23 protein-coding genes are annotated in these 24,963 nt (G+C 69.9%); 13 read left to right on the top strand and 10 right to left on the bottom strand.

What is annotated here, in order from left to right; all coding sequences use genetic code 11:
• Nucleotides 1-116: 116 nt before the first annotated feature.
• Together ACZ5Z0_RS08165 and ACZ5Z0_RS08160 are read left to right on the top strand one after the other, a co-directional pair.
• The gene (locus tag ACZ5Z0_RS08165; protein ID WP_464107962.1) at nucleotides 117-1,493 is read left to right on the top strand and encodes an MFS transporter; all 1,377 of its coding nucleotides are present in this window, start codon (nucleotides 117-119) and stop codon (nucleotides 1,491-1,493) included.
• 55 nt (nucleotides 1,494-1,548) lie between these two features.
• Nucleotides 1,549-2,298 carry a 3-hydroxybutyrate dehydrogenase gene (locus ACZ5Z0_RS08160; protein WP_138767683.1) on the top strand — a complete coding sequence of 250 codons (750 nt, stop codon included), beginning with the start codon at nucleotides 1,549-1,551 and terminating at the stop codon, nucleotides 2,296-2,298.
• 288 nt (nucleotides 2,299-2,586) lie between these two features.
• Here ACZ5Z0_RS08160 and ACZ5Z0_RS08155 read toward each other — a convergent pair whose 3' ends face one another.
• From ACZ5Z0_RS08155 to ACZ5Z0_RS08145, 3 genes are read right to left on the bottom strand one after another with little or no spacing between them, the layout of a single operon-like run.
• Nucleotides 2,587-3,240: a LysE family translocator gene (locus ACZ5Z0_RS08155; protein WP_464107961.1), complete on the bottom strand. Its 654-nt coding sequence runs from the start codon at nucleotides 3,238-3,240 to the stop codon at nucleotides 2,587-2,589.
• The gene (locus ACZ5Z0_RS08150; protein WP_464107960.1) at nucleotides 3,224-3,646 is read right to left on the bottom strand and encodes a hypothetical protein; all 423 of its coding nucleotides are present in this window, start codon (nucleotides 3,644-3,646) and stop codon (nucleotides 3,224-3,226) included. Before ACZ5Z0_RS08150 ends, ACZ5Z0_RS08155 begins: the two co-directional genes overlap by 17 nt.
• 5 nt (nucleotides 3,647-3,651) lie before the next feature.
• On the bottom strand, nucleotides 3,652-3,990 hold the full coding sequence (locus tag ACZ5Z0_RS08145) for a hypothetical protein (RefSeq protein ID WP_464107959.1): 339 nt from the start codon (nucleotides 3,988-3,990) through the stop codon (nucleotides 3,652-3,654).
• Nucleotides 3,991-4,192: 202 nt separating this feature from the next.
• On the opposite strand from ACZ5Z0_RS08145, the gene ACZ5Z0_RS08140 reads away from it, so the two are divergent.
• The 4 genes from ACZ5Z0_RS08140 (at nucleotide 4,193) to ACZ5Z0_RS08125 (ending at nucleotide 8,905) form a co-directional block, all read left to right on the top strand.
• Nucleotides 4,193-5,050, top strand: coding sequence for an IclR family transcriptional regulator (locus tag ACZ5Z0_RS08140; protein ID WP_464107958.1), 858 nt, complete (start codon nucleotides 4,193-4,195; stop codon nucleotides 5,048-5,050).
• A 160-nt stretch (nucleotides 5,051-5,210) separates the two neighbouring features.
• Nucleotides 5,211-6,914, top strand: a complete 1,704-nt coding sequence (locus ACZ5Z0_RS08135) for a urocanate hydratase (RefSeq protein WP_464107957.1) — start codon at nucleotides 5,211-5,213, stop codon at nucleotides 6,912-6,914.
• The gene (hutH, locus tag ACZ5Z0_RS08130; RefSeq protein WP_464107956.1) at nucleotides 6,911-8,503 is read left to right on the top strand and encodes a histidine ammonia-lyase; all 1,593 of its coding nucleotides are present in this window, start codon (nucleotides 6,911-6,913) and stop codon (nucleotides 8,501-8,503) included. Before ACZ5Z0_RS08135 ends, hutH begins: the two co-directional genes overlap by 4 nt.
• 165 nt (nucleotides 8,504-8,668) lie before the next feature.
• Nucleotides 8,669-8,905: a hypothetical protein gene (locus ACZ5Z0_RS08125; RefSeq protein ID WP_464107955.1), complete on the top strand. Its 237-nt coding sequence runs from the start codon at nucleotides 8,669-8,671 to the stop codon at nucleotides 8,903-8,905.
• A gap of 86 nt (nucleotides 8,906-8,991) precedes the next feature.
• On the opposite strand, the gene ACZ5Z0_RS08120 is transcribed toward ACZ5Z0_RS08125, so the two are convergent.
• Entirely contained in the window at nucleotides 8,992-9,228 is a 237-nt protein-coding gene (locus ACZ5Z0_RS08120) for a hypothetical protein (protein ID WP_464107954.1), read from the bottom strand.
• Between the two features lie 191 nt (nucleotides 9,229-9,419).
• Between ACZ5Z0_RS08120 and ACZ5Z0_RS08115 the strand changes: the two genes are divergently transcribed.
• Nucleotides 9,420-10,724, top strand: a complete 1,305-nt coding sequence (locus ACZ5Z0_RS08115) for a cation:proton antiporter (RefSeq protein WP_464107953.1) — start codon at nucleotides 9,420-9,422, stop codon at nucleotides 10,722-10,724.
• An 11-nt stretch (nucleotides 10,725-10,735) separates the two neighbouring features.
• Here ACZ5Z0_RS08115 and hutG read toward each other — a convergent pair whose 3' ends face one another.
• Together hutG and ACZ5Z0_RS08105 are read right to left on the bottom strand one after the other, a co-directional pair.
• Nucleotides 10,736-11,707, bottom strand: coding sequence for a formimidoylglutamase (hutG, locus tag ACZ5Z0_RS08110; protein WP_464107952.1), 972 nt, complete (start codon nucleotides 11,705-11,707; stop codon nucleotides 10,736-10,738).
• Between the two features lie 105 nt (nucleotides 11,708-11,812).
• Nucleotides 11,813-13,255: an NCS2 family permease gene (locus tag ACZ5Z0_RS08105; protein WP_464107951.1), complete on the bottom strand. Its 1,443-nt coding sequence runs from the start codon at nucleotides 13,253-13,255 to the stop codon at nucleotides 11,813-11,815.
• A gap of 113 nt (nucleotides 13,256-13,368) precedes the next feature.
• Here ACZ5Z0_RS08105 and ACZ5Z0_RS08100 point away from each other — a divergent pair, with 113 nt between their 5' ends.
• Nucleotides 13,369-14,034 carry a copper resistance CopC family protein gene (locus ACZ5Z0_RS08100; RefSeq protein ID WP_464110662.1) on the top strand — a complete coding sequence of 222 codons (666 nt, stop codon included), beginning with the start codon at nucleotides 13,369-13,371 and terminating at the stop codon, nucleotides 14,032-14,034.
• Here ACZ5Z0_RS08100 and ACZ5Z0_RS08095 read toward each other — a convergent pair.
• A complete protein-coding gene (locus ACZ5Z0_RS08095; protein WP_464110752.1) occupies nucleotides 14,031-14,696 on the bottom strand; it encodes an FAD-binding protein in 666 nt (221 codons plus the stop codon). The genes ACZ5Z0_RS08100 and ACZ5Z0_RS08095 overlap by 4 nt on opposite strands.
• 379 nt (nucleotides 14,697-15,075) lie before the next feature.
• Here ACZ5Z0_RS08095 and ACZ5Z0_RS08090 point away from each other — a divergent pair, with 379 nt between their 5' ends.
• Genes ACZ5Z0_RS08090 through ACZ5Z0_RS08070 form a run of 5 tightly spaced genes read left to right on the top strand, consistent with a single transcriptional unit; the run spans nucleotide 15,076 to nucleotide 21,914 of the window.
• Complete coding sequence (locus tag ACZ5Z0_RS08090; RefSeq protein WP_464110661.1) at nucleotides 15,076-16,107, top strand: universal stress protein; 1,032 nt, start codon at nucleotides 15,076-15,078, stop codon at nucleotides 16,105-16,107.
• 35 nt (nucleotides 16,108-16,142) lie between these two features.
• Nucleotides 16,143-18,923, top strand: coding sequence for a PEP/pyruvate-binding domain-containing protein (locus tag ACZ5Z0_RS08085; protein WP_464110660.1), 2,781 nt, complete (start codon nucleotides 16,143-16,145; stop codon nucleotides 18,921-18,923).
• Nucleotides 18,924-18,983: 60 nt separating this feature from the next.
• The gene (locus ACZ5Z0_RS08080) at nucleotides 18,984-20,087 is read left to right on the top strand and encodes a LolA family protein (RefSeq protein WP_464110659.1); all 1,104 of its coding nucleotides are present in this window, start codon (nucleotides 18,984-18,986) and stop codon (nucleotides 20,085-20,087) included.
• The gene (locus ACZ5Z0_RS08075) at nucleotides 20,084-21,064 is read left to right on the top strand and encodes an ABC transporter ATP-binding protein (RefSeq protein ID WP_464110658.1); all 981 of its coding nucleotides are present in this window, start codon (nucleotides 20,084-20,086) and stop codon (nucleotides 21,062-21,064) included. Before ACZ5Z0_RS08080 ends, ACZ5Z0_RS08075 begins: the two co-directional genes overlap by 4 nt.
• A complete protein-coding gene (locus ACZ5Z0_RS08070; protein ID WP_464110751.1) occupies nucleotides 21,054-21,914 on the top strand; it encodes an ABC transporter permease in 861 nt (286 codons plus the stop codon). The genes ACZ5Z0_RS08075 and ACZ5Z0_RS08070 overlap by 11 nt, the downstream gene beginning before the upstream one ends.
• A 25-nt stretch (nucleotides 21,915-21,939) precedes the next feature.
• Here the strand turns inward: ACZ5Z0_RS08070 and ACZ5Z0_RS08065 are convergent, their stop codons facing one another.
• From ACZ5Z0_RS08065 to ACZ5Z0_RS08055, 3 genes are all read right to left on the bottom strand, one after another.
• Nucleotides 21,940-23,334, bottom strand: coding sequence for a C40 family peptidase (locus ACZ5Z0_RS08065; RefSeq protein WP_464110657.1), 1,395 nt, complete (start codon nucleotides 23,332-23,334; stop codon nucleotides 21,940-21,942).
• A 205-nt stretch (nucleotides 23,335-23,539) separates the two neighbouring features.
• Complete coding sequence (locus tag ACZ5Z0_RS08060) at nucleotides 23,540-24,472, bottom strand: cation diffusion facilitator family transporter (protein WP_464110656.1); 933 nt, start codon at nucleotides 24,470-24,472, stop codon at nucleotides 23,540-23,542.
• Between the two features lie 29 nt (nucleotides 24,473-24,501).
• Nucleotides 24,502-24,954 carry a metallopeptidase family protein gene (locus ACZ5Z0_RS08055; RefSeq protein ID WP_464110655.1) on the bottom strand — a complete coding sequence of 151 codons (453 nt, stop codon included), beginning with the start codon at nucleotides 24,952-24,954 and terminating at the stop codon, nucleotides 24,502-24,504.
• Nucleotides 24,955-24,963: the final 9 nt, after the last annotated feature.

The raw sequence follows: 24,963 nt of genomic DNA, 5'->3' as shown, positions 1-24,963 counted from the left end.
GGCGAATCTGCGGCAATACTCGATGAAGCCCATTTTCAGTGCCGTGCATCACAGCTGGATGCACGGCAACGGCAAGCACCACAAAATGTGTCGCCGTGGACACCTAGGAGTTTTCTATGAGCGTAGAACAGCGCTCCGCTACACCCCCCGCAACCCGCAAGGGTGAGGGGCTCAAGAAAATCGTGGCCGCCTCGATGGTCGGCACCGTCGTCGAATGGTACGAATTCTTCCTCTACGCCACCGCCGCCACCCTCGTGTTCGGCAAGTACTTCTTCCCGGCTACCGGCAATGAGCTGGACGGCATCATCCAGGCCTTCCTGACCTACGCCGTCGGCTTCGTCGCCCGCCCGCTCGGCGGGATCGTCTTCGGCCAGATCGGTGACAAGCTGGGCCGCAAGCCCACGCTTCAGCTGACCATCGTGATCATCGGTGTGTCCACCTTCCTGATGGGCTGCCTCCCCGGCTTCGTCGACATCGGGTACCTTGCCCCGGCCCTGCTGGTCCTCCTGCGCTTCATCCAGGGCTTCGCCCTCGGCGGCGAATGGGGCGGCGCCGTGCTGCTGGTGGCTGAGCACAGCCCCAACGAGTCACGCGGTTTCTGGGCCAGCTGGCCCCAGGCCGCCGTGCCGGTGGGCAACCTGCTGGCCACCCTGGTGCTGTTCATCATGTCCAACACGCTCAGCGCCGCGGACTTCCTCGGCTGGGGCTGGCGCGTGGCGTTCTGGCTCTCCGCCGTCATCGTGTTCGTTGGCTACTACATCCGCACCAACGTCTCCGAGGCGCCGATCTTCCTCGAGGCCAAGGCGCAGCTGGAAGCCGAACAGGCCGCCAGCTACGGCGTCCGCGAGGTCATCCGCAAATACCCCAAGGGCATCCTTCAGTCCATGGGCCTCCGGTTCGCGGAGAACATCATGTACTACCTGGTGGTCAGCTTCTCGATCGTCTACCTGAAGACCGTGGACAAGTACGACACCTCGTCGCTGCTCCTGGCGCTCCTGATCGCGCACCTGGTGCACTTCCTGATCATCCCGCAGATCGGCCGCCTGGTGGACAGCTGGGGCCGCAAGCCCGTGTACCTGGTCGGCGCCATCTCCGGAGCAACCTGGCCGTTCTTCGCCTTCCCGATGTTCGACACCAAGAACGCCGTCATCATCGTTCTGGCCGTGACCATCGGCCTGTGCCTGCACGGCTTCATGTACGCCGGCCAGCCGGCGCTGATGGCCGAGCTGTTCCCCACCCGGATGCGCTACGCCGGCGTCTCGCTGGGCTCGCAGGTCACCTCGATCTTCGCCGGTTCGCTGGCGCCGCTGCTGGCCACCGCCTGGCTCAAGGACACCGGTTCCTGGCTGCCCACCGCCCTGTACCTCGTCGTGGCCTGCGCCATCACCACGGTGGCAGTGCTTAGCCTGAAGGAAACCAAGGGCATCGCGCTGGAGGAAGTGGACCGGCTCGACGCCGAGCGTGAAGGCCTGGCCGTGGCGGCCGTCCGCTGAACCGCGTGATGTCAACTGCAGAACTCGTCAATTTCTGAACTGGAAGGCTGGGTACATGGAAAATTCGCTCAACGGCCGCAAGGCCCTGGTCACCGGCGGCGCAAGCGGCATCGGGGCTGCAACCGTCCGCGCACTGGCCGCCCGCGGCGCGAAGGTGGTGGTGGCCGACGTCAATGAGGCCGCCGCCACTGCCCTCGCCGACGAAGTGGGAGGAACCGCCTGGGCGGTCAACCTGCTCGACGTCGACTCGCTTCAGACGCTCAGCCTGGACTGCGACATCCTGGTCAACAACGCCGGGATCCAGCGCATCAGCCCCATCGAGGACTTCGATCCTGCGGACTTCCGCCGGATTGTCACGCTGATGCTGGAGGCACCCTTCCTGCTGATCCGTGCCGCGCTGCCGCACATGTACGCGAACAACTTCGGCCGGATCATCAACCTCTCCTCGGTCCACGGCCTGCGGGCATCGCCGTTCAAGAGCGCCTACGTCTCCGCCAAGCACGGCCTGGAAGGGCTGAGTAAGGTCACGGCGCTGGAAGGCGGCGCGCACGGCGTAACGTCGAACTGCGTCAACCCGGGGTACGTCCGGACCCCGCTGGTCGAGTCGCAGGTCGCGGACCAGGCCAAGGTGCACGGCATCCCGGAGTCCGAGGTGCTGGCCAAGATCATGCTCACCGAGGCCGCGGTGAAGCGCCTGGTCGAGCCGGAGGAGGTTGCCTCGCTGGTGGCCTGGCTGGCCTCGAACGACGCCGGCATGGTCACCGGCGCCAGCTACACCATGGATGGCGGCTGGTCCGCCCGCTAGGCTGACCGCCCACTTCACGGGCGGCTGGAGCCGCTGCTGCCGAGGTGGGACTTGGCGCCCAGTTTCTGAGACCGGGGCGCTAAGTCTCACCTCAGCGCGGTGGGCTCCCGCCGCTGCTCTGGTCAGCGGTGCGGCCCCGGCGGTCCGCACCGGCCCGAGGTCTCCCCAGCGGAGGCACCCGGCCGGTCCGGTAACGTCGTACGCCAACTGTACGGGCCGCCATCGCGAGTAACACGAGTAACAACTACCCCTTGGGAGCACCCATACCACTTGGGTTGCAGCCAAGAACTACTTACCCGCGGGTAGCTCTCCGGCCTGGCCGACGAGGGCCAGTGTGCCGCCGAGGCCGATCATCATGATCCCTCCGGTGGTGCCCAGTGCCGAGATCCGCCGCGGTGACCGTGCGAACCAGTGCCGGGCGGTCCCGGCGGCCATGGCCCACGCGCTGTCCGACACCAGCGCGATCATCAGGAAGACCGCACCGAGGGTAGCGAGCTGAAGCGGGATGGCCCCCACGCGATAGTCCACGAACTGGGGCAGCACGGCAACGAAGAAGACGACCGACTTGGGATTCGTCGCCCCCACAATGAAACCCTCCCGCAGGACGCGCCAGGCGGAATCCGACCGCGCAGGGCCGCGGACACCCGTATTTCCGCCGCGGTGCCGGATCGCCTGGATGCCGAGGTAGATGAGGTAGGCGGCGCCGGCGAACTTCACCACGTTAAAGAGTGCCACCGACTGAGCCAGGACGACGCCGACCCCCAGCGCCACCGCGGCGATCTGCAGCAGTTCACCCAGCGCGTTCCCCAGCACGCTCAACAGTCCGCCCCTGCGGCCCAAGGCCAGGGTCCGGCCGATCACGAACAGCACGCTGGGCCCAGGGACGGCAATCAGCACGGCGGAGGCCAGCGCAAACGCCAGCATATTACTCAGCGGAACCATAACTGATTTTAGGTCCTGCCCCGGGCGTGGGGCGCCTTGACCTACCGACGCGTGTCCGGAGATTCCTCCAGTGGAGCGCGACGGCCAGCACGATCAGCGGCACATGGATTGCCGGGAGGTTCCGGGCAAACCACCCCGGCAGGTAGATATCCGTGACGGAGCCGCTCGCGTCGCCGAGCCGCTGCGCGACCGCTGTCAGCGGGCAGTGGAAGCCGTTGCCCGCGAAGATCGCCGTTTCGGCGAAGACCACGCCGCCGGCGACGCCCGCCTTCCGGTCGGAGCGTCCCCGGATCCCGGCGTAGAGGACGTAGGCCATGGCCGCCTCGATGCTGAACCAGGCGAGGGTGTGCACGGTCTTGACGGCTTTCAGCCCGGCGCTGCGAAACGCCGTCGGCGGGGCATCCACGCGCGCTACCTCGCCTGCTGCAGAGCCAGCACGATGATGGCGGCATTGATGCCCAGCCCGATCAGCCACCACGGGTTGAACGTGAGCAGCAGCAGGGCCGCGGAGATTCCTGCGCCGGCAACCGTGACCGGAATCCACCACGGCGCCGCCACGAGGACTCCCAGCCCGCCGAGTCCCAGTACCGCCGCGGCGGCGATGGCCAGAACAACGGCCATTCGGCGCACCTCGCCGGCGAAGGGGGACCGGCCGACGTCGAACGGCGCCTTCGCGTCCGGCCGCGGCAGCCAGATGGCCAGGTGGACCAAGCCGTGGGCGACCAGAAACAGTCCTGCAAACCAGCGCACGGCAGTCCTCCCTCGCGGTCCGGGGCTGCGTCCAGCGAAGCACCGCCGCCACCGGCGGGGCTAGGGTCGGAAGTCCCTCGGCGGCGTCCGGCCAACGTCCGGGATACCAGACACAACACTTGGAGCGTGCCCGCTGGCATCCGAGTGCCGGGTGCATGCTTAAGTACGGGATACCGGACACCGGCCCGTTGAGGAGGAACACATGCAAGCTGCCAGTGCCAGCGCCGCGCCAATCGTGGCCGCCAGCGCCGCGCCAAAGCCGGCGGCCAGGGCGGCATCCAAGGTGCCCGCGGCCGAGAACACCTTACGCATCCTGAAACTGCTGGCCTCCAAGCGCGGGCCGATGGCGGCGTCGAACATTGCCACCTCCCTGGGCCTGCCGCGCTCCAGTGTCTACCACCTGCTCGGCGTGATGGAGGCGAACGGCTTCGTCCTGCACCTGCATGAGGAACAGCGGTACGGCCTCGGCATCAGCGCTTTCGAGCTGAGCAGCGCCTATTCCCGGCAGGAGCCGCTCTCCCGGCTCGGCCGGCCGATGCTCGCTACGCTCGTGGACGTGATCGGGGAGAGCGCGCACCTGGCCGTGTTGCATGGCCGGGACGTGCTCTACATCGTCGAGGAGCGGGCCAAGAACCGGCCCTCGCTGGTGACCGACGTCGGCGTCCGGCTACCCAGCCACCTCACCGCCAGTGGGCGCGCGATCCTCGCTGCGTTGCCGAAGTCCCAGGTCCGGGCGCTGTACCCGAACGCCGCCGCGTTCAGCGCGCGGCATGAGACGGAATCCCCGATCACCAAGTACTCCGCGCTGTCCTCGCACCTGGACCAGGTCCGGCAGCGCGGCTACGCCACCGAACACGGCGAGGTGACGCCGGGCTTCGGGTCGATCGCCGCTGCCGTGACAGACCACACCGGCTGGCCCACGGCCGCCGTCGCCGTGACCTTCCTGGAGGACAAGCTGCCCGCCGAGCAGTGGCCGGTCCTGGCCGCGCGGGTGAAGAAAGTCGCGGACGATCTCTCGGCCCGGATCCACGGCCGCCCCAGCCCAACTAACCCGCAGTAGTTGTCGTCTTGCGGCCCAAAACGACAACAAGTGCGAGTCAGTTGGGTCTGGCATCCCGGACAGCACCCGTCCGAACCCCCTGTTTCCGGGCCTGCGGACAGGCTTTAGTTGATACAGAACCTGTCCCCGGAACCACCCCAGAGAACGAAGGAGCCCCCCCATGGCACCCGCCGATTTCACCACCGGTGCCCGCCCGGTCAAAGCAGCCCGCGGGACCGAGCTCACTGCCAAGAGCTGGCAGACCGAGGCCCCGCTGCGCATGCTGATGAACAACCTGGACCCCGAGGTCGCCGAGCGCCCGGACGACCTGGTGGTCTACGGCGGCACCGGCCGTGCCGTCCGGTCCTGGGCAGCGTTCGACGCCATCACCCGCACCCTGGAGACCATGGAAAAGGACGAGACCCTGCTGGTCCAGTCCGGCAAGCCCGTCGGCGTCTTCCGCACTAACGAGTGGGCGCCGCGCGTGCTGCTTGCGAACTCCAACCTCGTCGGCGACTGGGCCAACTGGCCCGAGTTCCGCCGGCTCGAGGCCGAGGGCCTGATGATGTACGGCCAGATGACCGCCGGCTCCTGGATCTACATTGGCACGCAGGGGATCCTGCAGGGCACCTTCGAAACCTTCGCCGCGATAGCCCGCAAGCTCACCGGGGATCAGGATGGCACGCTCGCCGGCACACTGACCCTCACCGGCGGCTGCGGCGGCATGGGTGGCGCCCAGCCGCTCGCCGTCACCCTCAACGAGGGCGCCTGCCTGATAGTCGACGTCGACGAGAGCCACCTGCGCCGCCGCGCCGGCAAGCGCTACCTCGACGAGGTGGAAACCGACCTCGACACCGCCATCGCCAAGGTCCTCAAAGCCAAGGAAGAACGCCGCGGCTGGTCGGTGGGCTACGTCGGCAACGCCGCCACGGTTTTCCCGGAAATCCTGCGCCGCCACAACGCCGGCGAGCTCACCGTGGACATCGTCACGGACCAGACCTCGGCGCACGACCCCTTGAGCTACCTGCCCGAAGGCATCACGGTCGAGGAATGGCACCGCGAGGCTGCCGCCGACCCCGAAGGTTTCACCAAGAAGGCCCAAGCCTCGATGGCCAAGCACGTCCAGGCTATGGTCGAGTTCCAGGACGCCGGCGCCGAGGTCTTCGACTACGGCAACTCCATCCGCGACGAGGCCCGCAAGGGCGGCTACAACCGGGCCTTCGAATTCCCCGGCTTCGTCCCCGCCTACATCCGGCCGCTGTTCTGCGAGGGCCTCGGCCCGTTCCGCTGGGTAGCGCTCTCCGGCGACCCGGAGGACATCGCCGTCACGGATGCGGCGATCAAGGAGCTGTTCCCCGAGAACAAGCACCTGCACCGCTGGATCGACGCCGCGCAGGAACGGGTGGAGTTCGAGGGCCTGCCGGCCCGCATCTGCTGGCTTGGTTACGGCGACCGCGCCAAGGCCGGCCTGCTCTTCAACCAGCTCGTCAGGGAGGGCAAAGTCAAGGCGCCGATCGTGATCGGCCGTGACCACCTCGACTCCGGCTCCGTCGCCTCCCCGTACCGAGAGACCGAGGCGATGGCCGACGGCTCCGACGCGATCGCCGACTGGCCGCTGCTCAACGCCCTGCTCAACACCGCCTCCGGTGCCACCTGGGTCTCCATCCACCACGGCGGCGGCGTCGGCATCGGCCGCTCCATCCACGCCGGCCAGGTCTCCGTCGCCGACGGCACGGGCCTCGCGGCGCAGAAGCTCGAACGCCTGCTCACCAACGACCCCGGCATGGGCGTCATCCGCCACGCCGATGCCGGCTACAACCGGGCCGTCCAGGTCGCCAAGGAACGCGGCGTCCGCATCCCCATGAACGAAGGAACCACAAAGTGACACTCACCACCCACGAACCGCTCACCGTCACCCTCGGCTCCAGCGGTGTCACCCCGGAGGACCTCGTCGCCGTCGCCCGCCACGACGCCCACGTGACCATCGCCCAGGACGCCCTCGACGCCGTCGCCAAGGTCCGTGCCCACATCGACGAGCTCGCACACAGCGAGACGCCCGCCTACGGCATCTCCACCGGCTTCGGGGCGCTGGCCAACCGCCACATCCCGGGCGGGCTGCGCACCCAGCTGCAGAAATCCCTGATCCGCAGCCACGCAGCCGGCATGGGCCCGGCCGTGGAACGCGAGGTGGTCCGCGGCATCATGTTCCTGCGCGCAAAGACCCTGGCCTCCGGCCGCACCGGCGTCCGGCCCGTTGTCCTGCAGACCATGGTGGACGTCCTCAACGCCGGCATCACCCCGGTGGTCCGCGAATTCGGCTCGCTCGGCTGCTCGGGTGACCTCGCCCCGCTGTCCCACTGCGCCCTGGTCCTGATGGGCGAAGGCGAGGCGACCGGCCCGGACGGCACGCTGTACGGCACCAAGGCCGCCCGCCCGGTCGCGGAACTCCTCGCCGCGCACGGAATCGAACCCGTCACCCTGGCCGAAAAGGAGGGCCTGGCCCTGGTCAACGGCACCGAGGGCATGCTCGGCATGCTGCTGATGGCCATCGCGGACCTCCGCCAGCTGCTCACGACGGCGGACATCACCGCCGCGCTCAGCGTCGAGGCGCTGCTGGGCACCGACCAGGTGTTCCTGCCCGAACTGCACGCCGCACTCCGGCCGCACCCCGGCCAGGCTGCCGCGGCGGAGAACATGCTCCGGGTCCTGTCCAACTCCCCGATCGTGGCCTCGCACCGGATCAACGACACCAAGGTCCAGGACGCCTACTCGCTGCGCTGCGCACCCCAGGTGGCCGGCGCCGTCCGCGACACCGTGGACCATGCCGCCTTGGTCGCCTCACGCGAACTCGCCGCCGCGATCGACAACCCTGTGGTCCTGCCGGACGGCCGGGTCAGCTCCAACGGCAACTTCCACGGCGCCCCGGTGGCCTACGTGCTGGACTTCCTGGCGATCGCCGTCGCGGATCTCAGCTCCATCGCCGAACGCCGGACCGACCGGATGCTGGACCCGGCCCGCTCGCACGGGCTGCCGGCCTTCCTGGCCGCCGATCCGGGCGTCGACTCGGGCCTGATGATCGCCCAGTACACCCAGGCCGGGCTGGTCTCGGACAACAAGCGCCTTGCCGTGCCTGCGTCGGTGGACTCGATCCCGAGCTCAGCAATGCAGGAGGACCACGTCTCGATGGGCTGGCACGCGGCCCGCAAGCTTCGCCGGGCGGTGGAGAACCTGCGCCGCGTCCTGGCAATCGAACTCGTGACCTCGGCCAGGGCCCTGGACATCCGCACCCAGCTCTCCGGCGGCGAACTGACCCCGGGGCCGGCCGGGGCCGCGGTAATCGCGGTGCTGCGTGACGTCGTCGAGGGCCCGGGCACTGACCGTTTCCTCTCACCCGAACTGGAGGCAGCCGACCTGCTGGTCGCCTCCGGGAAGGTCCGGGCCGCCGCCGAATCCGCCGTCGGAAATCTGGCCTGACGGCAAAGAAAATACGAGGCGGGCAGGGATTTTCCGGCACCCCCGAAATAGTGGGCAACACGGCCAACGGGGCCAAGGGAAATGTAGTAAAAATATGACAAAGCCCACACCAAGGATGTTGTGGCCCAAAAATTAAAAAACGAACCTACAAAGGGGTAGCAGTTCATGAAAGCACGCGGGACGGTCATGTCCAGGCGCACGGCGTTGGCCGGCACGGTTTCCGACTGGAGGAGCCTCAAGACGGGGGACCGGGTCGAAATTGTGAAGCACGCACAGTTGCTGGCGGCAGGAGAAGTCGAAGAGGTCTCGGCCAGCGGCAACGTGCTCTGGCTCGTGCCGGGAGCGCCGTCCGAGGCGCAGCTCTTCCTGAAGTCGGACGGCGTGCAGGTGCGGCGGAGCTAGTCGCCCCGCGCCGCCAGCGGCAAGCAGAAGGGCCGGTGAGGGGAGTTCCCCGCACCGGCCCTTTGCCGTCTCGCAGCCCGCGCAGGCTAGGCGGCGACGTCCTCGTGGGTTTCGCCGAAGGGCACGGTATCGTCGAGCGCGACCGTGTAGGCGCCGGGTTCGTGCCGGGTGACCCGGATCCCGCACCGGCGGTCCCGGACGGCCGAGGCGATGAGTGTGTTGACGGCATTTTCGAGGCCGTGGTGGACCTCGTCGGCGCTGGCAAACGAGAGCCTGATGGACGTCGTGTCAGCGGCCTGGGTCTGCATTGTGGGTGTGTTCATTGACTGGTCTTTCCTAGAATCCGGCCGGTTGGCCGCCCTCCATTCTAGTCTGTCCGGCGTGGCTTACCCGCCCGGAGCCGATAGTGTGCAGGTGGCGGTATATCTTTTGAGGCGAGGGGCGCCGTTCTGGTTGGAACGGCGCCTCGACCCATTCCAGGCCCGCATCCCGCTCGCGGCAGGAGGACGTGCACGTGTTTGAGGCTCCCAGTGTTATCTATACGGCGGCCGGCATCGCCGTTTTCATCGCGGCCGTGCTGCCCAAGCTGCTGCGCAAGGCGCCCCTCTCGATGCCCATGGTCTTCCTCGGCGCGGGCATGCTGGCGTTTACCCTGATGCCCGCCCTGCCGGACCCCGATCCGCTGCAGCACGGTGAATTCGTCACCTCCCTGACTGAAGTCTGCGTCATCGTTTCGCTGATGGGCGCCGGGCTGGCGCTGGACCGGCCGCTCGGACGGCGGCAGTGGTCAACGACCTGGCGGATGCTCGGCCTGGCCATGCCGCTGTGCATCATTGGCCTGACCCTGCTGGGGCTCTGGTTCCTGGGCTTCGGCCTGGGCGCCGCGCTCCTCGTCGCGGCAGCTCTGGCCCCCACCGATCCGGTCCTGGCCTCCGAGGTGCAGGTGGGGGAGCCCGCCGACGAGGAGGCAGGTACCGAGCGGGAGGACGAGATCCGTTTCGGACTGACCTCCGAGGCTGGCCTGAACGACGGCCTGGCGTTCCCGTTCGTCTACCTCGCCATCGCCATCAGCTTCGTGGGGGCGTCGCCGTCCGGCTGGCTGGGGCACTTTCTGGCGGTGGATGTGCTCTGGCGGATCGGCGTCGGCGTGCTGCTCGGACTGGCCACGGGGAAGCTGCTGGGGCGGCTCTTCTTTACGGCGCGGCATGAGAGCGTCCGGCTGTCCAACCACTCCGAGGGCTTCGTGGCGCTGGCGGCGACGTTCCTGGCCTACGGCGTCACGCAGATGGTGGAGGGCTACGGCTTCGTCGCGGTGTTCGTCTGCGCCGTCACCATCCGGGCCGCCGAGCGCACGCACGGCTTCCACCGCGTCATGCACTCCTACGTGGAGCAGCTGGAGCGGCTCCTGACGGTGGTCATCCTGGTCCTGCTGGGCGGGGCCATCGCGCGCGGCCTGCTGGCCGGGATCGGCTGGGCCGAGGTGCTCGTGGCGCTGGCATTCCTGCTGCTGGTGCGCCCGCTGGCCGGCTGGCTCGGGCTGGCCCGGGGCAAGACCGGCCCCCGCGAACGCATCGCCATCTCCTTCTTCGGGATCCGCGGTATCGGCTCCCTGTACTACCTCGCCTACGCCCTCGGCCACGGGAATTTCGGAGCCCAAGCGGAGCGGCTCTGGGCCTTTGTGGGGCTGGTGGTGGCGATGTCGATCGTGCTGCACGGCGCGACGACGGCGCCGGTGATGAACCGGCTGGACCGGCTGCGTGAGCGCCGGGCGGTGGAACAGCACGGCGACGAGGGCCAGGCACCGCACACGGCCATCTGAGGTCCCGCGGCCTACCGGAGCAGCGTGTTGATCAGCCGCGCGGCGACCCTGGCGGTGCGGCCGTCGACGTCGAACTCCGGGTTGAGCTCCGCAACGTCCAGGTGCAGCAGCTTCCCGCTCGCGGCCACCTGCCGGCAGACCCCGCTGATCACCGGCAGCTGGACGCCGTAGGCGGCCGGGGCGCTTACCCCTGGCGCCACCGACGCCGGCAGCACGTCCAGGTCGATGGTCAGGTACAGCGCGTCCACCTGCGCCAGGAACGCGGCCACAAAGGCGTGCGCCGCCTCCGCGGAACAGTCTTCGTCCAGCAGGTAGTCCACTCCCAGTTCGGCGGCGGTGCGGAACAGCGCGGGGGTGTTGTTGGGTTCGGAGATCCCGACGACGGCGTACCGCAGTTCGCGGCCCGCGGCGGCTTCGGCCCGGGCCATCTGCAGGAACGGGGTGCCGGAACTGGGCACCGGCTCGTCGCGGAGGTCGAAGTGGGCGTCCAGGTTCAGCACGCCCACCCGGAGGCCTTCGCGGACCGAGGCGGAGCCGGCGACGCCGAGGTAACTGGCGAAGGCGGTTTCGTGGCCGCCGCCGAGCACCACGGGCAGGGCCCCGGCGTCGAGCAGTGCCGTGACGACGAGCCCGGCCCGCGCCTGCCCGGCCTCCAGTGCGTCACCGGTGACGGTGACGTCGCCGGCGTCGTGCACCTCCCGGTCCAGATGGAAGGCGAGCGGACCGAGGGCGGCACGGATGGCGGCGGGCGCAGCCGCCGCCCCGACCCGGCCCTTGTTGCGGCGTACGCCGGCGTCGCTGCCGAAGCCGAGGACGACGGCGGGCCGCGGGGCGGAGGAGCCGGCCCGCTGCGGGTGCGGAAGCCGGTGCGCCCAGTAGGGCGTCACGGCCTGCCACCAGCGGCGGTGCTCGGCGCTATCGCCGTCGAACCGCCCGGTCCAGGGCTGCGGCGGGAGATCAACGGTAGTGGCGGGAGAAGGCATGCACCTAGCTCACCCCAGCCCGGGCGGGAAAACCAGCAGCGCCACCGCCGCAGTGTCCCAAATCCCGGAACTTTTTCCCAAAACCGGTTAAACGCGGGGGAGCCCCTAGTGGATGCCGAGCGCGGCCTCGATCGGGCCGATGCCGAAGAACAGCAGGAATGCGGCAGCCACGGCCCACATCAGCGGGTGCACCTCGCGGGCGCGGCCCTGGACCAGACGGATCAGCACGAAGGAGATGAACCCGGCGCCCAGGCCGTTGGCGATCGAGTACGTGAACGGCATCAGCGTGAAGGTCAGGAACGCCGGGATCGCGATGCCCCAGTCCTGCCAGTCGATCTTGCCGACCTGGGAGACCATCATGAAGCCGACGACGACGAGCGCCGGAGCCACGGCTTCGAACGGCACCAGGTTGATCAGCGGGGTGAAGAACATGGCGACGAGGAACAGCAGGCCCGTGACGATCGAGGCCAGGCCGGTCCGGGCGCCCTCGCCGATGCCGGCGCCGGACTCGACGTAGATCTGGTTGGAGGAGACGGACGCGCCGCCGCCCACGATGGCACCGAGGGCATCGATCTGCAGCACACGGTCCACGTTGGGGATGTTGCCGTCCTTGTCGATGGTGCCGGCCTCGGTGGCCAGGCCCACCATGGTGCCCATGGCGTCGAAGAAGATGCTCAGCAGGATCACGAAGGCCAGCAGGGTGGCGGCCACGAAGCCGAGGTGCTCGAACGCGCCGAAGGGGTTGGCCTTGCCGATCAGGGACAGGTCCGGGGCGGCCCAGTCGGTGAACTTGGGCGCCACGAGGGACCAGCCCTGGGGGTTGAAGTTCTTGCCGTCGAAGCTGGGCCCGATGTGCAGGGTGAATTCCAGGATCACGGACAGGATGGTGGAGGTGATGATGCCGATCAGGATGGCGCCCTTGACCTTGCGCACCACGAGGGCGATGGTCAGGACCAGGCCGATCACGAACACCAGCGTGGGCCAGCCGAGGAGCTTGCCGTCGAAGCCGAGGCCCACGGGGACGGTGGTGCCCGCGACGTCCGGGATGCGGCGGACGAAGCCGGCGTTGACCAGGCCGATCAGGGCGATGAAGAGGCCGATGCCGACGACGATCGCCGTCTTCAGCCCTTCGGGGACGGCCCGGAACACGGCAGTCCGGAAGCCGGTCAGCACCAGGATCAGCATGGTGACGCCGGAGAGGACCACCAGGCCCATCATGTCCGGCCAGGTCAGGCCCGGGTTGGTGGCGACGGTGACGGCCACGAAGGCGTTCACGCCGAGGCCGGTTGCCAGCGCGAAGGGGTGCTTGGCCCAGGCTCCCATGAGGATCGTCAGGATGCCGGCCACGAGGGCGGTCACGGCCGCGACGGCCGGGAAGCCGAGCGTTCCGCCGGAGGAATCCGGGCCGGAGAGGATCAGGGGGTTCAGCACCACGATGTAGCTCATGGCAAAGAACGTGGCGAACCCGCCACGGATCTCGCGTGAGAAGTTCGACCCCCGCTCGGAAATCTTGAAATACCGGTCGAGTGCAGAGCCCTGCTTAAGCAATTGGTCCTCCGGGAGGGAAAAGGGGTGTTAGCTAAATCCTATTAGGCGTGACGGCGCCCACCCGCCAAACTCGCCTAGTCTGTAAGGAAGCCAACACTAGGAGCGGGCCGGCCATGCGTTTGACCAGACAACTTCCGGGTGCCCTGCTGGGCCTGATCACGCTGCTTGCGTTCCTGCTGGGCGCCGCGCTGCTGGGTGCCGGACCTGCGTCCGCCCACGACTCCGTGGAATCGACCAGCCCCGCCGCCGGCGCGACGGTACCCACAGCGCCCGCAACGGTGTCGCTCACCCTCAGCGAACGCCCGCTGGCGCTCGGCACCCAGATCAAGGTCAACGACGCCGCCGGCACCAACTGGGCCGACGGCGCGGTGCAGATCGTGGACAATGTTGCGTCTCAGAAGCTCAAGGCGGGCGCCCCGGCCGGCCCCTACACCGTGCAGTGGCGGGTCGCCAGCTCCGACGGCCACCCGATCGAGGGCACCTTCGGCTTTACCGCTGCAGGCGCCGCGTCGTCAGCGGGTGCGGGCGCAGCGGCGGCCACGGTGCCGACGCTGGGCACCGCCCAGCCGGGCACAACGGTCGCGCCGACGACGGTGCCGGACGCCTCCCAGCCGTTCCCGTGGAGCATCGTGCTCTTCGTCGCGGTGGCCGTGGGCATCCTCGTGGCCCTGGCGCTGTCGGCGAAGAGGCGCCTCAACGCCGGCGACGACGACGCCACCGGCGCTGAATACAGCGCAGGAACAAACGGCGCAGGAAACGGCGAGGGCGGCGGCTCCTAGGCCGGCAGGGCCAATCCGCCGGACAGCAAGGAGGGCATGCCGTCCGGGTTTACCTTGGCGGAAATCGCCTGGCCCACCAGCTTGGCCTGGCGGAGGACTTCCTTCGGCGTCGGGGTGATGAGTTCGCCTACGCCGACAAGGTACATGCCGAGCGCATGCATGGCTGCCATCAGGTTCTGGCCCGCGGCCACCCCCAGCTCGGCCAGCATGCGGCGCAACTGGCTGTGCGCGCAGCGGGTGAGGACCAGGTGGTCCGCGTAGAGGATCCCGTTGGGGGTGCTGACAGCCCACGGCTGCATCCGGTGCGCAGCGTCGTGAAGGTCCTCGCCGGCGCCGAGGCCGCCAACGCCCAGGCCGTCGGCGTCGAGGTGGTCCAGCTGCAGGGCGCGGACGTCATTGCGGATGTCGAGCTTGTGGCTGACGGCGTAGTTCCGCAGGTGCCGCAGGATCTCGTTGCGTTCCCGGAGCGTGGCCGCATCCGCCGCGTCGCACCGCTGCAGCGAGGAGGTGTTGGCCGGGTTCCCGGCGCCGAGGAGGTCCAGCCCGTCCACCACGATGGCGCCGACCCCGCGGCGCTGCAGCTCGCTGGCCACCGCCAGTCCGGAAAGCCCCGTGCCGATGACCACAGTGCTGGTCCGTTCGATTCCGCCGTACGCGGGCATGCTCGACACTGCGGGGGTCCTTCCTCGAATGATGCGTGTTCCGGACCCATGTCCGGAACGCTTTTCCACTGACCCGTCCCAGGCGCACTCCACAAGGGAGCCTGCGATCTGAAAGACGAGTCTCGGTTCAGCTGCCTCAGAGGATACCCAAGATTGCCGGCCGTGAACAGGGGCGGCCTCACTTTGATTTTTCCCGGGTTTACGGCGTTTTGCGCTGGCCGGACCTGCCGGGAAGCCTGTCGCTCCGCGGGTTCCGGGGCCGGCCGAACGCTGTGTAAACACTTGGTAAAACCTGCCCGCCGGGCCGATGGAGGCCGTACCCCGGCAGGTCTGGCAGAATAGCCGCAACACAGCCACGTATCGCGAGGAGGCGGACCCCATGGCCCGAGAACAGGTGCAGCCGGACCCGGCGGGGGACGCTGCCGAAGAGCACGCTCCTCGGGGGATCGTGGTCGGCGTGGACGGCTCGGACCACAGCCACTGCGCCCTGGTCTGGGCGGCACGGGAAGCCGAGCGCCGGCGTCGCCCGCTGCACATCGTGACCGCCTATTCGGTGCCCGTTTTCGCCGCCTCCGGCCTGGACGGCGGGTACGCGACGGTCGACGATTCGGTGATCCGGGAAGGCGCCGAGGCGATCCTGAAGCAGGCCCTGGACAAGGTGGCCCGCTACAACATCGACGTCGACGCCTCGGTGGAGAACGGCGACGCCTCCGGTGTCCTGCTGGAGATGACGGAAACCGCCGAGCTGCTGGTCTTTGGCACCCGCGGCCGGGGCGGCTTCGTGGGCAGGCTCCTCGGATCGGTCAGCAGCGCGCTGCCTGCGCACGCCAAATGCCCCACGGTCACGGTCCCGCTCATTTGCGGCGACCGGCTGGGCGAGACAACCGATGACAAACATGTCCGGGCCGAACGGGAAAAGTCCGGACACCAGCCGGTCGAAAACGTCGTGGTGGTGGGGGTGGACGGCTCCGAACAGGCCCGCGTGGCGGTGCTCGAGGCCGCCGCCCAGGCCGAACGCCTCTCCGCGCCGCTGCGCCTGGTCTGCGCCGTCCCGCAATACAGCGGTTCACTCGCCTGGGTTCCCGCCCCGATGGACCGGGAGGCGCTCTTCGCCGACATCCGGGTCCAGCTCGACGCCGGAGTGGCCTGGCTCAAAAGCCACTTCCCCCGGCTCGAGGTCGAAACCCAGCTCGTGGACGGTTCCCCGGTGGACATCCTCGTCGAGGCGAGCCGGCATGTGGAACTCGTGGTGGTAGGCACCCGCGGCCGGGGCGGCTTCGCAGGAATGCTGCTGGGATCGACCTCCGACGGCATCCTGCACCACGCCAAGGGCCCCGTCATGGTGGTCCCGGACCGGGAGGACCCGCGGCTGGCCGACAGGCCCAGCTTCGGACCGATGCTCGGCTCGTAGTCCGAGCGCTTTCTCGCCCAAGGGAGGGCCGTCAGGTGGAACAAACATCCGTTCCAGGGACGCAGCGGCAGGAGCCGCAGCCCGGACTGGTCCTGGCCCTTGAACTGATCGGCGCGGAGCTGCTGCCCGCCGTCGGCGGGAAGGCCGCTAACCTCGGTGAACTGCTGCGGGCGGGACTGCCGGTTCCACCGGGTTTCTGCCTGACCACCCGGGCCTACCGGCACGCCACCGCGGGCGCCGGGCTCGACGCCGTCCACGCGTCCCTCGCCGCGACCTCCGCCGAGGACCTTCCCGGGCTCGCCGGTCTGGCCGCCGCCGCGCGCCGCCTGGTGCTGGCCGCGGACGTCCCGGCCGATGTTGTCCTGGCCGTGCGCGACGCCTACGCGGCGCTGGGCCCGGATGCCCCGGTGGCGGTCAGGTCCTCCGCGACCGCCGAGGACCTGCCGTTCGCCAGTTTCGCCGGCCAACAGGACACCCTCCTCAACGTCGTCGGCATCGAGGCGGTCCTGGCGGCGGTCCGGCAGTGCTGGGCCTCGCTCTGGACAGACCGGGCGGTGAGCTACCGCGCCGCCCACGGGATCAGCCCGGAGGCCGTGTCGCTCGCCGTCGTGGTCCAGCGGATGGTGGACGCAGCCGTCGCCGGGGTCCTGTTCACCGCGAACCCGGTCACCGGCAGGCGGCACGAGGCGGTCATCGATGCCAGCCCGGGCCTTGGCGAGGCCGTGGTGTCGGGAGCGGTCAACCCGGACCATTTCGTCATCGACAGCGCCACCCGGCGGATCCTCGAACGCCGGATCGGGAGCAAAGAGGTGGCCATTCGGCCGCTGCCGGGCGGCGGGACCGCTCGGGTCGGCCAGTCCGGCTCCGGCGCGCAGCCCTGCGTCGACGATGCCCGGCTCCTGGTGCTGGAACTTCTGGGGCGCCGCGCGGAGGTGCACTTCGGCGCGCCGCAGGATCTGGAATGGGCCATCGACGACGGCGGAATGGCGTGGCTGACGCAGTCGCGGCCTATCACCACGCTCTACCCCTTGCCGGAGCGCCGGCAGGTCCCCGACGGGACCCGCGTCTACCTGTGCTTCAGCCTGGCCCAGGGCCTGACCCGGCCCCTGACGCCGATGGGGCTGGCAGGCTTCCGGCTGATCGCTTCGTCCGTGGCCCGGGCGGCAGGTTTCGAGGTGCCGGCTCCGCACGACGGACCCGCCCCGTACGCGCCGGCCGGGCAGCGGCTGTTCTTCGACCTGACCCCGGTGCTGCGCAGCGCCGTCGGACGGGCACTGGTGCCGCGGGTGTTCGACGTGATGGAAGCCCGCTCCGCGGCCGTGCTGCGGAGCCTGTTCGATGACCCCCGGTTCTCCGTCACCAGCCGGTCGCCCTGGCGGCTGCTGCGCCACATCCTGCCCGTGGCGGCGCGGGGGAGGGTCCCGGAGTCGCTGCTGCGCGCCCTGTTCCGGCCGGAGGCAGCGCTGCGCCGGGCGGAGCGCTTCGGCGAACGCTTCCGGGCCGCCCTGGTGGTCCCGGCCGGCTCCACCGCGGAGCAACGGCTGGACCACGTGGAGCGCATCCTGGGCCGCGAACTGTTCCCGGTGGTGCCCAGCATCCTGCCGCTGCCCGCCCTGGGCTTTGCCCTGCTGGCGGCCGCCGGCCGACTGCTGGGAAACAGCGCCGTGCCGGGGTCGCTGCAGCCGGTGCTGCGGGGGCTGCCCCACAATGTGACCACCGAGATGGACCTGGCGCTCTGGCAGCTCGCCGACGCCATCCGGGCCGACGCCGGTGCCGCGGCGGTGTTCGACGCCGAAACGGTGCCGGAGCTCGCCCGCCGCTACCGGGCCCGCGAGCTGCCAGCCGCCGTGCAGTCCGGGCTTGCCGGTTTCCTGGGCCGCTACGGGCACCGGGCGGTGGCCGAAATTGACCTGGGGGTGCCCCGCTGGTCCGAGGACCCGGTCCACATCCTCGGCGTCCTGGCCAACTACCTGCGGCTGGAGGATCCGGAGCAGGCCCCGGACCGGCAATTCCGCAGGGCGGCGCGGGACGCCGAGGCCCAGGCGCAGCGGCTGGCCGCCGTCGCGGGTGAGCGGGGCAGGCTGCGCGCGGTGCTGGTGCGGGCGGCGCTGAAACGCACCCGGATGTTCGCCGGGCTAAGGGAACTGCCCAAGTACCACATCGTCGAGGCCCTCGCCGCGGTGCGCGGGCAACTCCAAGCCATCGGGACGGAACTCGCCCGAACCGGCCGCATCACGGACGCTGACGACGTCTTCTTCCTGGACCTGGTCGAGGTCCGCGAAGGCCTCGCCGGGAGGTCACTGCACGCGGTCGTGGCGCTCCGCCGTGCCGACTACGCCCGCGAACTGGGCCGGCGGCACATCCCGCGCGTGCTGCTCTCGGACGGGACCGAACCGGAGGCGCTTCAATCCCGCGCCGCCGGGACGGGTGCGGCAGCGGGAGTGCTGGGCGGCACCCCGGCGTCGGCCGGCACGGTCACCGCCGCGGCGCGGGTCATCCTCGATCCCCAGGGTGCGCGGCTGGAGCCCGGCGAGATCCTGGTGGCGCCGTCCACGGATCCGGGCTGGACGCCGCTATTCCTGACCGCCGGCGGACTCGTGATGGAGATGGGCGGACCCAACTCGCACGGCGCCGTCGTCGCCCGGGAATACGGCATCCCCGCCGTCGTCGGAGTCCCGGACGCCACCTCGCTGATCGCCACCGGGCAGCGGATTACGGTCGACGGCGGCGAAGGCACCGTGGTGCCGGATGCCGGGCCCGCGGGCGCGGCACCCGGCGGGGAAAGTCCGTCGAAGCAATCCTCCGGGGAGCGGTGATGCAGGCGCTTCCCGGGCGTAATGTTGAATCATGAGCTGCAATGTTGGTGCGCGGTCGCAATGACCCGCCTCTGGCTGCGCTGGTTGCCGGCCGTTACCGTTCCTGCCGTGATCGCCGCCGGGGTGCTGGCGGGATCCGTGCCTGCCAGCGCGGGGGATCCGTTGCCGGCGAAATCACCCGAGCAGGTGCTGGCGTTGATTGCCCAGCACCGCGAAACGTCGTTCTCCGGGACGCTGGACCAAACGTCCAGCCTTGGCCTGCCGGAACTCCCGCAGACCGGTCCGGGAGCATCGACCGGAGACACCGCCTGGTTGGAACTGCTGACCGGGCCGCACACCGCCAGGGTCTACCGTGACGGCCCGGACAACGCCCGCATCCAGGTGCTGGATCGGCTGGCGGAGCGGGATGTCGTCCGGCACGGCGACGAGGTCTGGTTGTACAACTCCAAGGACAACACCGCCGCGCATGCCGTCCTCCCGGCCGGATCGAAAGACCGGCACGGCTCCGGGAAAGAAGCGATGCCCGCGCCGGACCAACTGGCCGACAAACTCCTGGCCAAGCTCGAGAAGAGCAGCGACGTATCCGTCGGGACGGACGTTGAGGTTGCCGGACGGGCCGCCTACCAGCTGGTGCTCACGCCCAAGTCCTCATCCACCCTGCTGGCCTCCGTGGCGATTTCGGTGGACGGCCAGAACGGAATGCCGCTCGGCATCGAAGTGAAGGCCCGCGGCCAGGCGGACCCGGCGTTCCGCCTCGTCTTCACGAAGCTCTCGCTCGAGACCCCCGACGCGGCGATCTTCATGTTCAGCCCGCCCCCCGGGGCCACCGTCAAGGAACTCCCGGTCCCGGACCACAAATCCACCGGCCCGAAGGAACACCCGGCGGCCAAGGACAAGGTCCACGTCAGCGGAACCGGCTGGGAATCCGTCGTCGAGCTCCCCGCCGGCGCACTGAACGGTACCGGCTCACCGGGCAAGGCGCCGGCCCAGCAGTCGGGGGAGCCCGGGAACGCGGCGTCGCTGCTGGCCCGGGCGAGCGTCCCGGTCCCCGGCGGCAGGCTCCTCTCCAGCGCCCTGGTGAACGTACTGATCCTCGACGACGGCCGCGTCTTCGCCGGGTTCGTCCCGCTGGAGCGGCTCCAGGCCGCGGCCGCCGAGCGGTGACCGCCGTCGCACCCTCCGCCGAACTGAGCATCGAGACCCGGGGTTTGAGCAAACGCTTCGGCCGCCAACTGGCGGTCAACGGCGTCGACCTTGCCGTGCCGCGCGGCTCCGTTTTCGGCTTCCTGGGCCCCAACGGCTCAGGCAAGACCACCACCATCCGGATCATGTTGGGCTTGGCCGCGGCCTCAAGCGGCTCGGTGCGCGTGCTCGGCGAGGAGATGCCGGAGCGGCTGCGCACCGTGCTGCCGCGGGTCGGCGCCCTGGTCGAAGGGCCGGCCTTCTACCCATTCCTCTCGGGGGCGGCGAACCTCCTGCGCTTTGACGCCGCGGATCCGGCGGCGCCTGCCGCGACCCGGCACGCGCGGGTGCGCACGGCGCTCGAACGGGTGGGCCTGGGGCATGCCGCGGACAAAAAGGTCCGCGCCTACTCGCTGGGCATGAAACAGCGCCTTGGCATCGCGAACGCCCTGCTGGTGCCCCGGGAGCTGCTGGTGCTCGACGAGCCGACCAACGGACTGGACCCCCAGGGCACCCGGGAGGTGCGGCACCTGGTGCGTTCCCTCGCCGCCGACGGCGCCACGGTGTTCGTCTCCAGCCACCTGCTCGCCGAGGTGGAGCAGATCTGCACGCACGCGGCCATCATGAGCGCCGGACGCCTCGTGGCGCAGGGCCCCCTGACGGAGCTGCGGCGGGCCGGCCGAGCCAGGATCCGGCTGCTGACCCCCGACGCCGGGACCGCCGCCAGGGTGCTGGCCGGCCTGGGGTTGACGGCCGACGGCGGTACCGCTGCGGCAAGGGGCGAGGTGCTGTATGCGCCGCTGCCTGCCGGGCCCGTCGCCGGCGCCCCCGCGCCGGAAGAAGTGGTGGAGGCGCTCGTCGCGGCCGGCGTCCGGGTGCGCGGCTTCACCCTGGAGCAGGGCAGCCTCGAAGACCGCTTCGTCGAGCTGACAGGGGAGGGGTTTGACGTTGCCCAGTGATCCGGGGAGACCCCTTCATCAGGGCGCGGCCCGGGCCCCTGGCCTGCGGCTCCTCGCGTCCGAACTCGGTGTGCTCTTCCGCCGCCGCCGGACCTGGGCCATGCTCCTCGCCCTGGCCGCGATCCCGGTGCTGATCGCCGTGGCGGTGCGGCTCTCGTCGGCCGTCCCGCCCGGCCGCGGACCCGCGTTTTTGGACCGGATCAGCCAGAACGGGCTGTTCGCCGGCGTCACCGCGATGCTGGTGGCCGTTCCGCTGTTCCTGCCGCTGACGATCGGCGTGGTGGCCGGCGACACCCTGGCCGGCGAGGCGGGCCTGGGGACCTTGCGCTATTTGCTGGCGGCCCCGGCCGGCCGGGGCCGGCTGCTGCTGGTGAAGTACGCCGGCGCGGTAGTGTTCGCCGTCGCCGCACCCCTCACGGTGGCGCTCGTCGGGGCCGGCATCGGGGCGGCACTCTTCCCGGTGGGGCCGGTGACCCTGCTCTCCGGGGAGACGATCGGCGCGGCCGAAGCCCTGGGACGCCTGCTCCTGATCGCCGCCTACCTGGCCGTGTCCCTGGTGGGGCTGTCCGCCATCGGCCTGTTCATGTCCAGCCTCACGGACGTTCCCGTTGGCGCCATGGCAGCCACGGTGGTGCTCGCCGTCGTCGCCCAGGTCGCGGATGCGCTGCCGCAGCTGGAATGGCTGCACCCATGGCTTTTCAGCCACCGCTGGCTCGACTTCGCCGACTTGTTGCGCCAGCCCATCGCGTGGGACTCGTTCGCCGCCAACGCCCTGCTGCAGGGCGGGTACCTGGCCGTGTTCGGGGCGCTCGCCTACGCCAGGTTCGCCACCAAGGACGTACTCTCCTAGGGCCTCGCAGGCCTCCGGCAGGGGGTCAGTACCGGGCAGCGACCGGGTAGAGCTGCATCCCGGACATGGAGGCAAGGTCCGTCACGGTAATGCCCGCGTCCACATTCAGTGCCTGAACCACCCGTCCGCTGCCCAGGTAGATGGCCACATGGTAGAAGCCGGGTGCGGAGCCCCAGACCAGCAGGTCGCCCGGCCGCGCCTCGGAAAGCGGGACGTGGACGGGAGCCTGGGCAAATTGTTCCGCCGCCGTGCGGGGCAGGGACTTGCCGGCCGCCGCGAACGCGTTCTGCACCAGGCCCGAGCAGTCGAAGCCGTAGGCGCCCGTTCCGCCGTACTGGTAGAAATACGGCGCGCCGGTCTTGCCCAGGGCCACCGACATTGCCGTCTCGTTGGAACCACCGGGTGTGGGCGCGGGCACGGGTGGGGGCGGCGGGGCAGGAGCCGGCGCCGGAGCCGGGAGGGGCGCCGGTGCAGGCGGCGGCGCAGGAAGGACCGGGTCCTGCCCGGGCGCCGCCCCGGCCGCCGGCGGAACAGGCGCGGCCGGCGCTGGAGCCGGCACCGGCGGCACGAGGCGGGCGGGCTGCGGAGCCGGAAGCTGCGCGGAGGCAGCAGTCACGGCGGCCAGCTGCGCCTGCTGGCGCTCGCGGTCCAAGGCGTCCACCCGCGCCGTCTCGAGGGCCACGGTGGTGTTCCGCAGCGTCGCCAGCTGGTCCACCAAAACCGTGCGCTGCGCCGCGGCGGCGGCCACCGCCCGGTGCCGGGCCTGGCTGGCCTGCTCGGCCTCGGCTTTCCGGGATTCCGCCGTGCGGGCTGCATCGTCGGCGGCGTGGTCAGCCTCGGCCGCGGAGGCCTTGGCCGACTGGGCGGCGGCGGCCGCATTCTCCGCGGTCTGGAAGGCGCGGGTGCGGGCGGCGGCCACAGCTTCAAGCGTGGCGGCCTGCTGCAGCGCCTGGCCGTTCCCGCTGACCAGGCTGCCGAGGGCCGGCGTCATGCCGCCGTTGCGGTACAGATCCCCGGCGAGCTGGCCGATCAGTTTGCGCGCCTTGGCCTGCTCCGCTTCGGCAGCGGAGGCCTTGGCCGCCGCCAGCGCGGCGGCCTGCCGCCGAATCCCCAGCTCCACCAAGGCGTCCGCGTAGGCGTTGTTGGCCGCGAGCGAGGCGGCCAGGCCGGTGTCCAGGGCCTTGGCCGCTTCCGCCAGGAGGCGGTCAATGCGCGCGACCTGGTCCGCCGTCGCGCTTTCACTCGACTTCGCCGCGGCGATGTCCTCGGGCGACGGGACCTCGGGGGCGGCCGGGACCCGCAGGCCGGGTACGGAGGCCGTCAGGGCCGGTGCGGCCTGGGCCGGAAGGGCCAGTGTGGCCAGCAACGCGACGGCGGTGCACAGGGCTGCGGCCCTGCCGCCGGGTCCGGTCCAAACCATGGAAAACCTCGTTGCATTCAGGCTGGTGCGAGCGAGGTAGGAATTTTGGCACGGAGACATGCCCCTCTGCGGATCGCCCAGCAGGGACGAGGCTACGTGCCAAATACCACTTTGGCAACAGAGGTCACATCAATAACATAAACAACACTGGTGTTATTCGGTTGCATTCTTCCGGGCGTGTCGCCCCGGGAGGGGGCCGGAAGTGTCAGGCGTGCTGGTGCGTTTCGTGCTCCGCGTGGGAGGCGGGTTCGAGTTGGAAAGTGCAGTGCTCGGTGTCGAAGTGTGAGCCCAGGCAGCTGACCAGCTTGTCCAGCACCCGGTCCGCGCCGCGGGCGCCCAGCGCCGCATCCTCCACCACCACGTGGGCGGAGAACACGGGCACCCCGGACGTGATAGTCCAGATATGGATGTCGTGGACGGACACCACACCGTCCACGGCCAGGATGTGTTCGCGGATCATCTGCACGTCCACACCCTTGGGGGTGGCTTCGAGGAGCACGTCAACAACGTCCCGGAGCAGGTGCCAGGCCCGGGGCAGGATCATCAAGGCGATGAGGATCGAGGCGATGGTGTCCGCGGCCTGGTAGCCGGTGGCCATGATGACGATGGCGGCGACAATGACGGCGAAGGAGCCCAACAGGTCGCCCAGGACTTCAAGGTAGGCGCCGCGGACGTTGAGGCTTTCCTTCTGGGCGCCGCGCAGAATCAGCAGGGAGACGAGGTTGGCGACCGCGCCCAGGATGGCGGCGAAGAGCATAACGTCGGTGTGTACCTCGGGGGCCGACCCGAGCCGCCGGATGGCCTCCAAGAAGATGACCACGGAAATGACGATCAGGACCAGCGCGTTGGCCAGTGCGGCCAAAACCTCGGCCCGCTGGTAGCCGTATGTCCTCGCATCGCTCGCCGGACGCGCTGCGATCCAGGCGGCCAGCAGGGCGATAAAGACGCCGGCGGCGTCGGAGAGCATGTGCCCGGCGTCGGCCAGCAGCGCCAGCGAGCCGGAGGCCAGGGCGCCGGCGACCTGGATCAGGACCACGGCCAGCGTGATGCCCAGGACGGCGATCAGGCGCTTGCGGTGCTTGGCAGTGCCGGTGGCTGACGCCGTGATGCCGTGCGAGTGACTGTGGTCGTGTCCCATGATTCCAAGGCTAGTCGCCCCCAGGGCAGCTAGCCCCAGCCGAGTTCGTGCAACCGCGCGTCGCTGATGCCGAAGTGGTGCGCGATTTCATGAACCACGGTGACCGTCACTTCCTCAACGACGTCCTCGCGCGAAGTACAGAGCTCCAGGATCGGCTGGCGGTAGATGGTGATCCGGTCCGGCAGCGAGCCGGCGTCCCACCAGGAATCCCGCTCGGTCAGCGGCACGCCCTCGTAAAGGCCCAGCAGCACCGTGTCCGGGTCCTCGCCCGGCTGCGGGGTGTAGTCGTCCTCGATGAAGACCGCCACGTTGTTCATGGTCTTCGCCAGCTCCGGCGGAATCCGGTCCAGGGCGTCGCCCACCGCGGCTTCGAACTCGTCCTCGGACATCGGGAACGGCCCGCCGCCGCCGTCTCCGGCGCGGCCGCCGTCGTCGTTTCCGTCCGGCACGATCGGCAGGCCGGGAGGCAGTGAAGCGGGCATACCTAGAAC

The sequence above is a fragment of the Arthrobacter sp. T2-23 genome (assembly GCF_055398325.1).
This window is presented reverse-complemented; position numbering and strand designations above follow the sequence as displayed.

What these genes read in the sequence shown, in the direction of transcription:
- ACZ5Z0_RS08165 (WP_464107962.1), top strand. Translation starts at nt 117, where the DNA reads ATGAGCGTAGAACAGCGCTCCGCTACACCCCCCGCAACCCGCAAGGGT.
- ACZ5Z0_RS08160 (WP_138767683.1), top strand. Translation starts at nt 1,549, where the DNA reads ATGGAAAATTCGCTCAACGGCCGCAAGGCCCTGGTCACCGGCGGCGCA.
- ACZ5Z0_RS08155 (WP_464107961.1), bottom strand. Translation starts at nt 3,240, where the DNA reads ATGGTTCCGCTGAGTAATATGCTGGCGTTTGCGCTGGCCTCCGCCGTG.
- ACZ5Z0_RS08140 (WP_464107958.1), top strand. Translation starts at nt 4,193, where the DNA reads ATGCAAGCTGCCAGTGCCAGCGCCGCGCCAATCGTGGCCGCCAGCGCC.
- ACZ5Z0_RS08135 (WP_464107957.1), top strand. Translation starts at nt 5,211, where the DNA reads ATGGCACCCGCCGATTTCACCACCGGTGCCCGCCCGGTCAAAGCAGCC.
- ACZ5Z0_RS08125 (WP_464107955.1), top strand. Translation starts at nt 8,669, where the DNA reads ATGAAAGCACGCGGGACGGTCATGTCCAGGCGCACGGCGTTGGCCGGC.
- ACZ5Z0_RS08120 (WP_464107954.1), bottom strand. Translation starts at nt 9,228, where the DNA reads ATGAACACACCCACAATGCAGACCCAGGCCGCTGACACGACGTCCATC.
- hutG (WP_464107952.1), bottom strand. Translation starts at nt 11,707, where the DNA reads ATGCCTTCTCCCGCCACTACCGTTGATCTCCCGCCGCAGCCCTGGACC.
- ACZ5Z0_RS08100 (WP_464110662.1), top strand. Translation starts at nt 13,369, where the DNA reads ATGCGTTTGACCAGACAACTTCCGGGTGCCCTGCTGGGCCTGATCACG.
- ACZ5Z0_RS08095 (WP_464110752.1), bottom strand. Translation starts at nt 14,696, where the DNA reads ATGCCCGCGTACGGCGGAATCGAACGGACCAGCACTGTGGTCATCGGC.
- ACZ5Z0_RS08090 (WP_464110661.1), top strand. Translation starts at nt 15,076, where the DNA reads ATGGCCCGAGAACAGGTGCAGCCGGACCCGGCGGGGGACGCTGCCGAA.
- ACZ5Z0_RS08080 (WP_464110659.1), top strand. Translation starts at nt 18,984, where the DNA reads ATGACCCGCCTCTGGCTGCGCTGGTTGCCGGCCGTTACCGTTCCTGCC.
- ACZ5Z0_RS08065 (WP_464110657.1), bottom strand. Translation starts at nt 23,334, where the DNA reads ATGGTTTGGACCGGACCCGGCGGCAGGGCCGCAGCCCTGTGCACCGCC.
- ACZ5Z0_RS08060 (WP_464110656.1), bottom strand. Translation starts at nt 24,472, where the DNA reads ATGGGACACGACCACAGTCACTCGCACGGCATCACGGCGTCAGCCACC.
- ACZ5Z0_RS08055 (WP_464110655.1), bottom strand. Translation starts at nt 24,954, where the DNA reads ATGCCCGCTTCACTGCCTCCCGGCCTGCCGATCGTGCCGGACGGAAAC.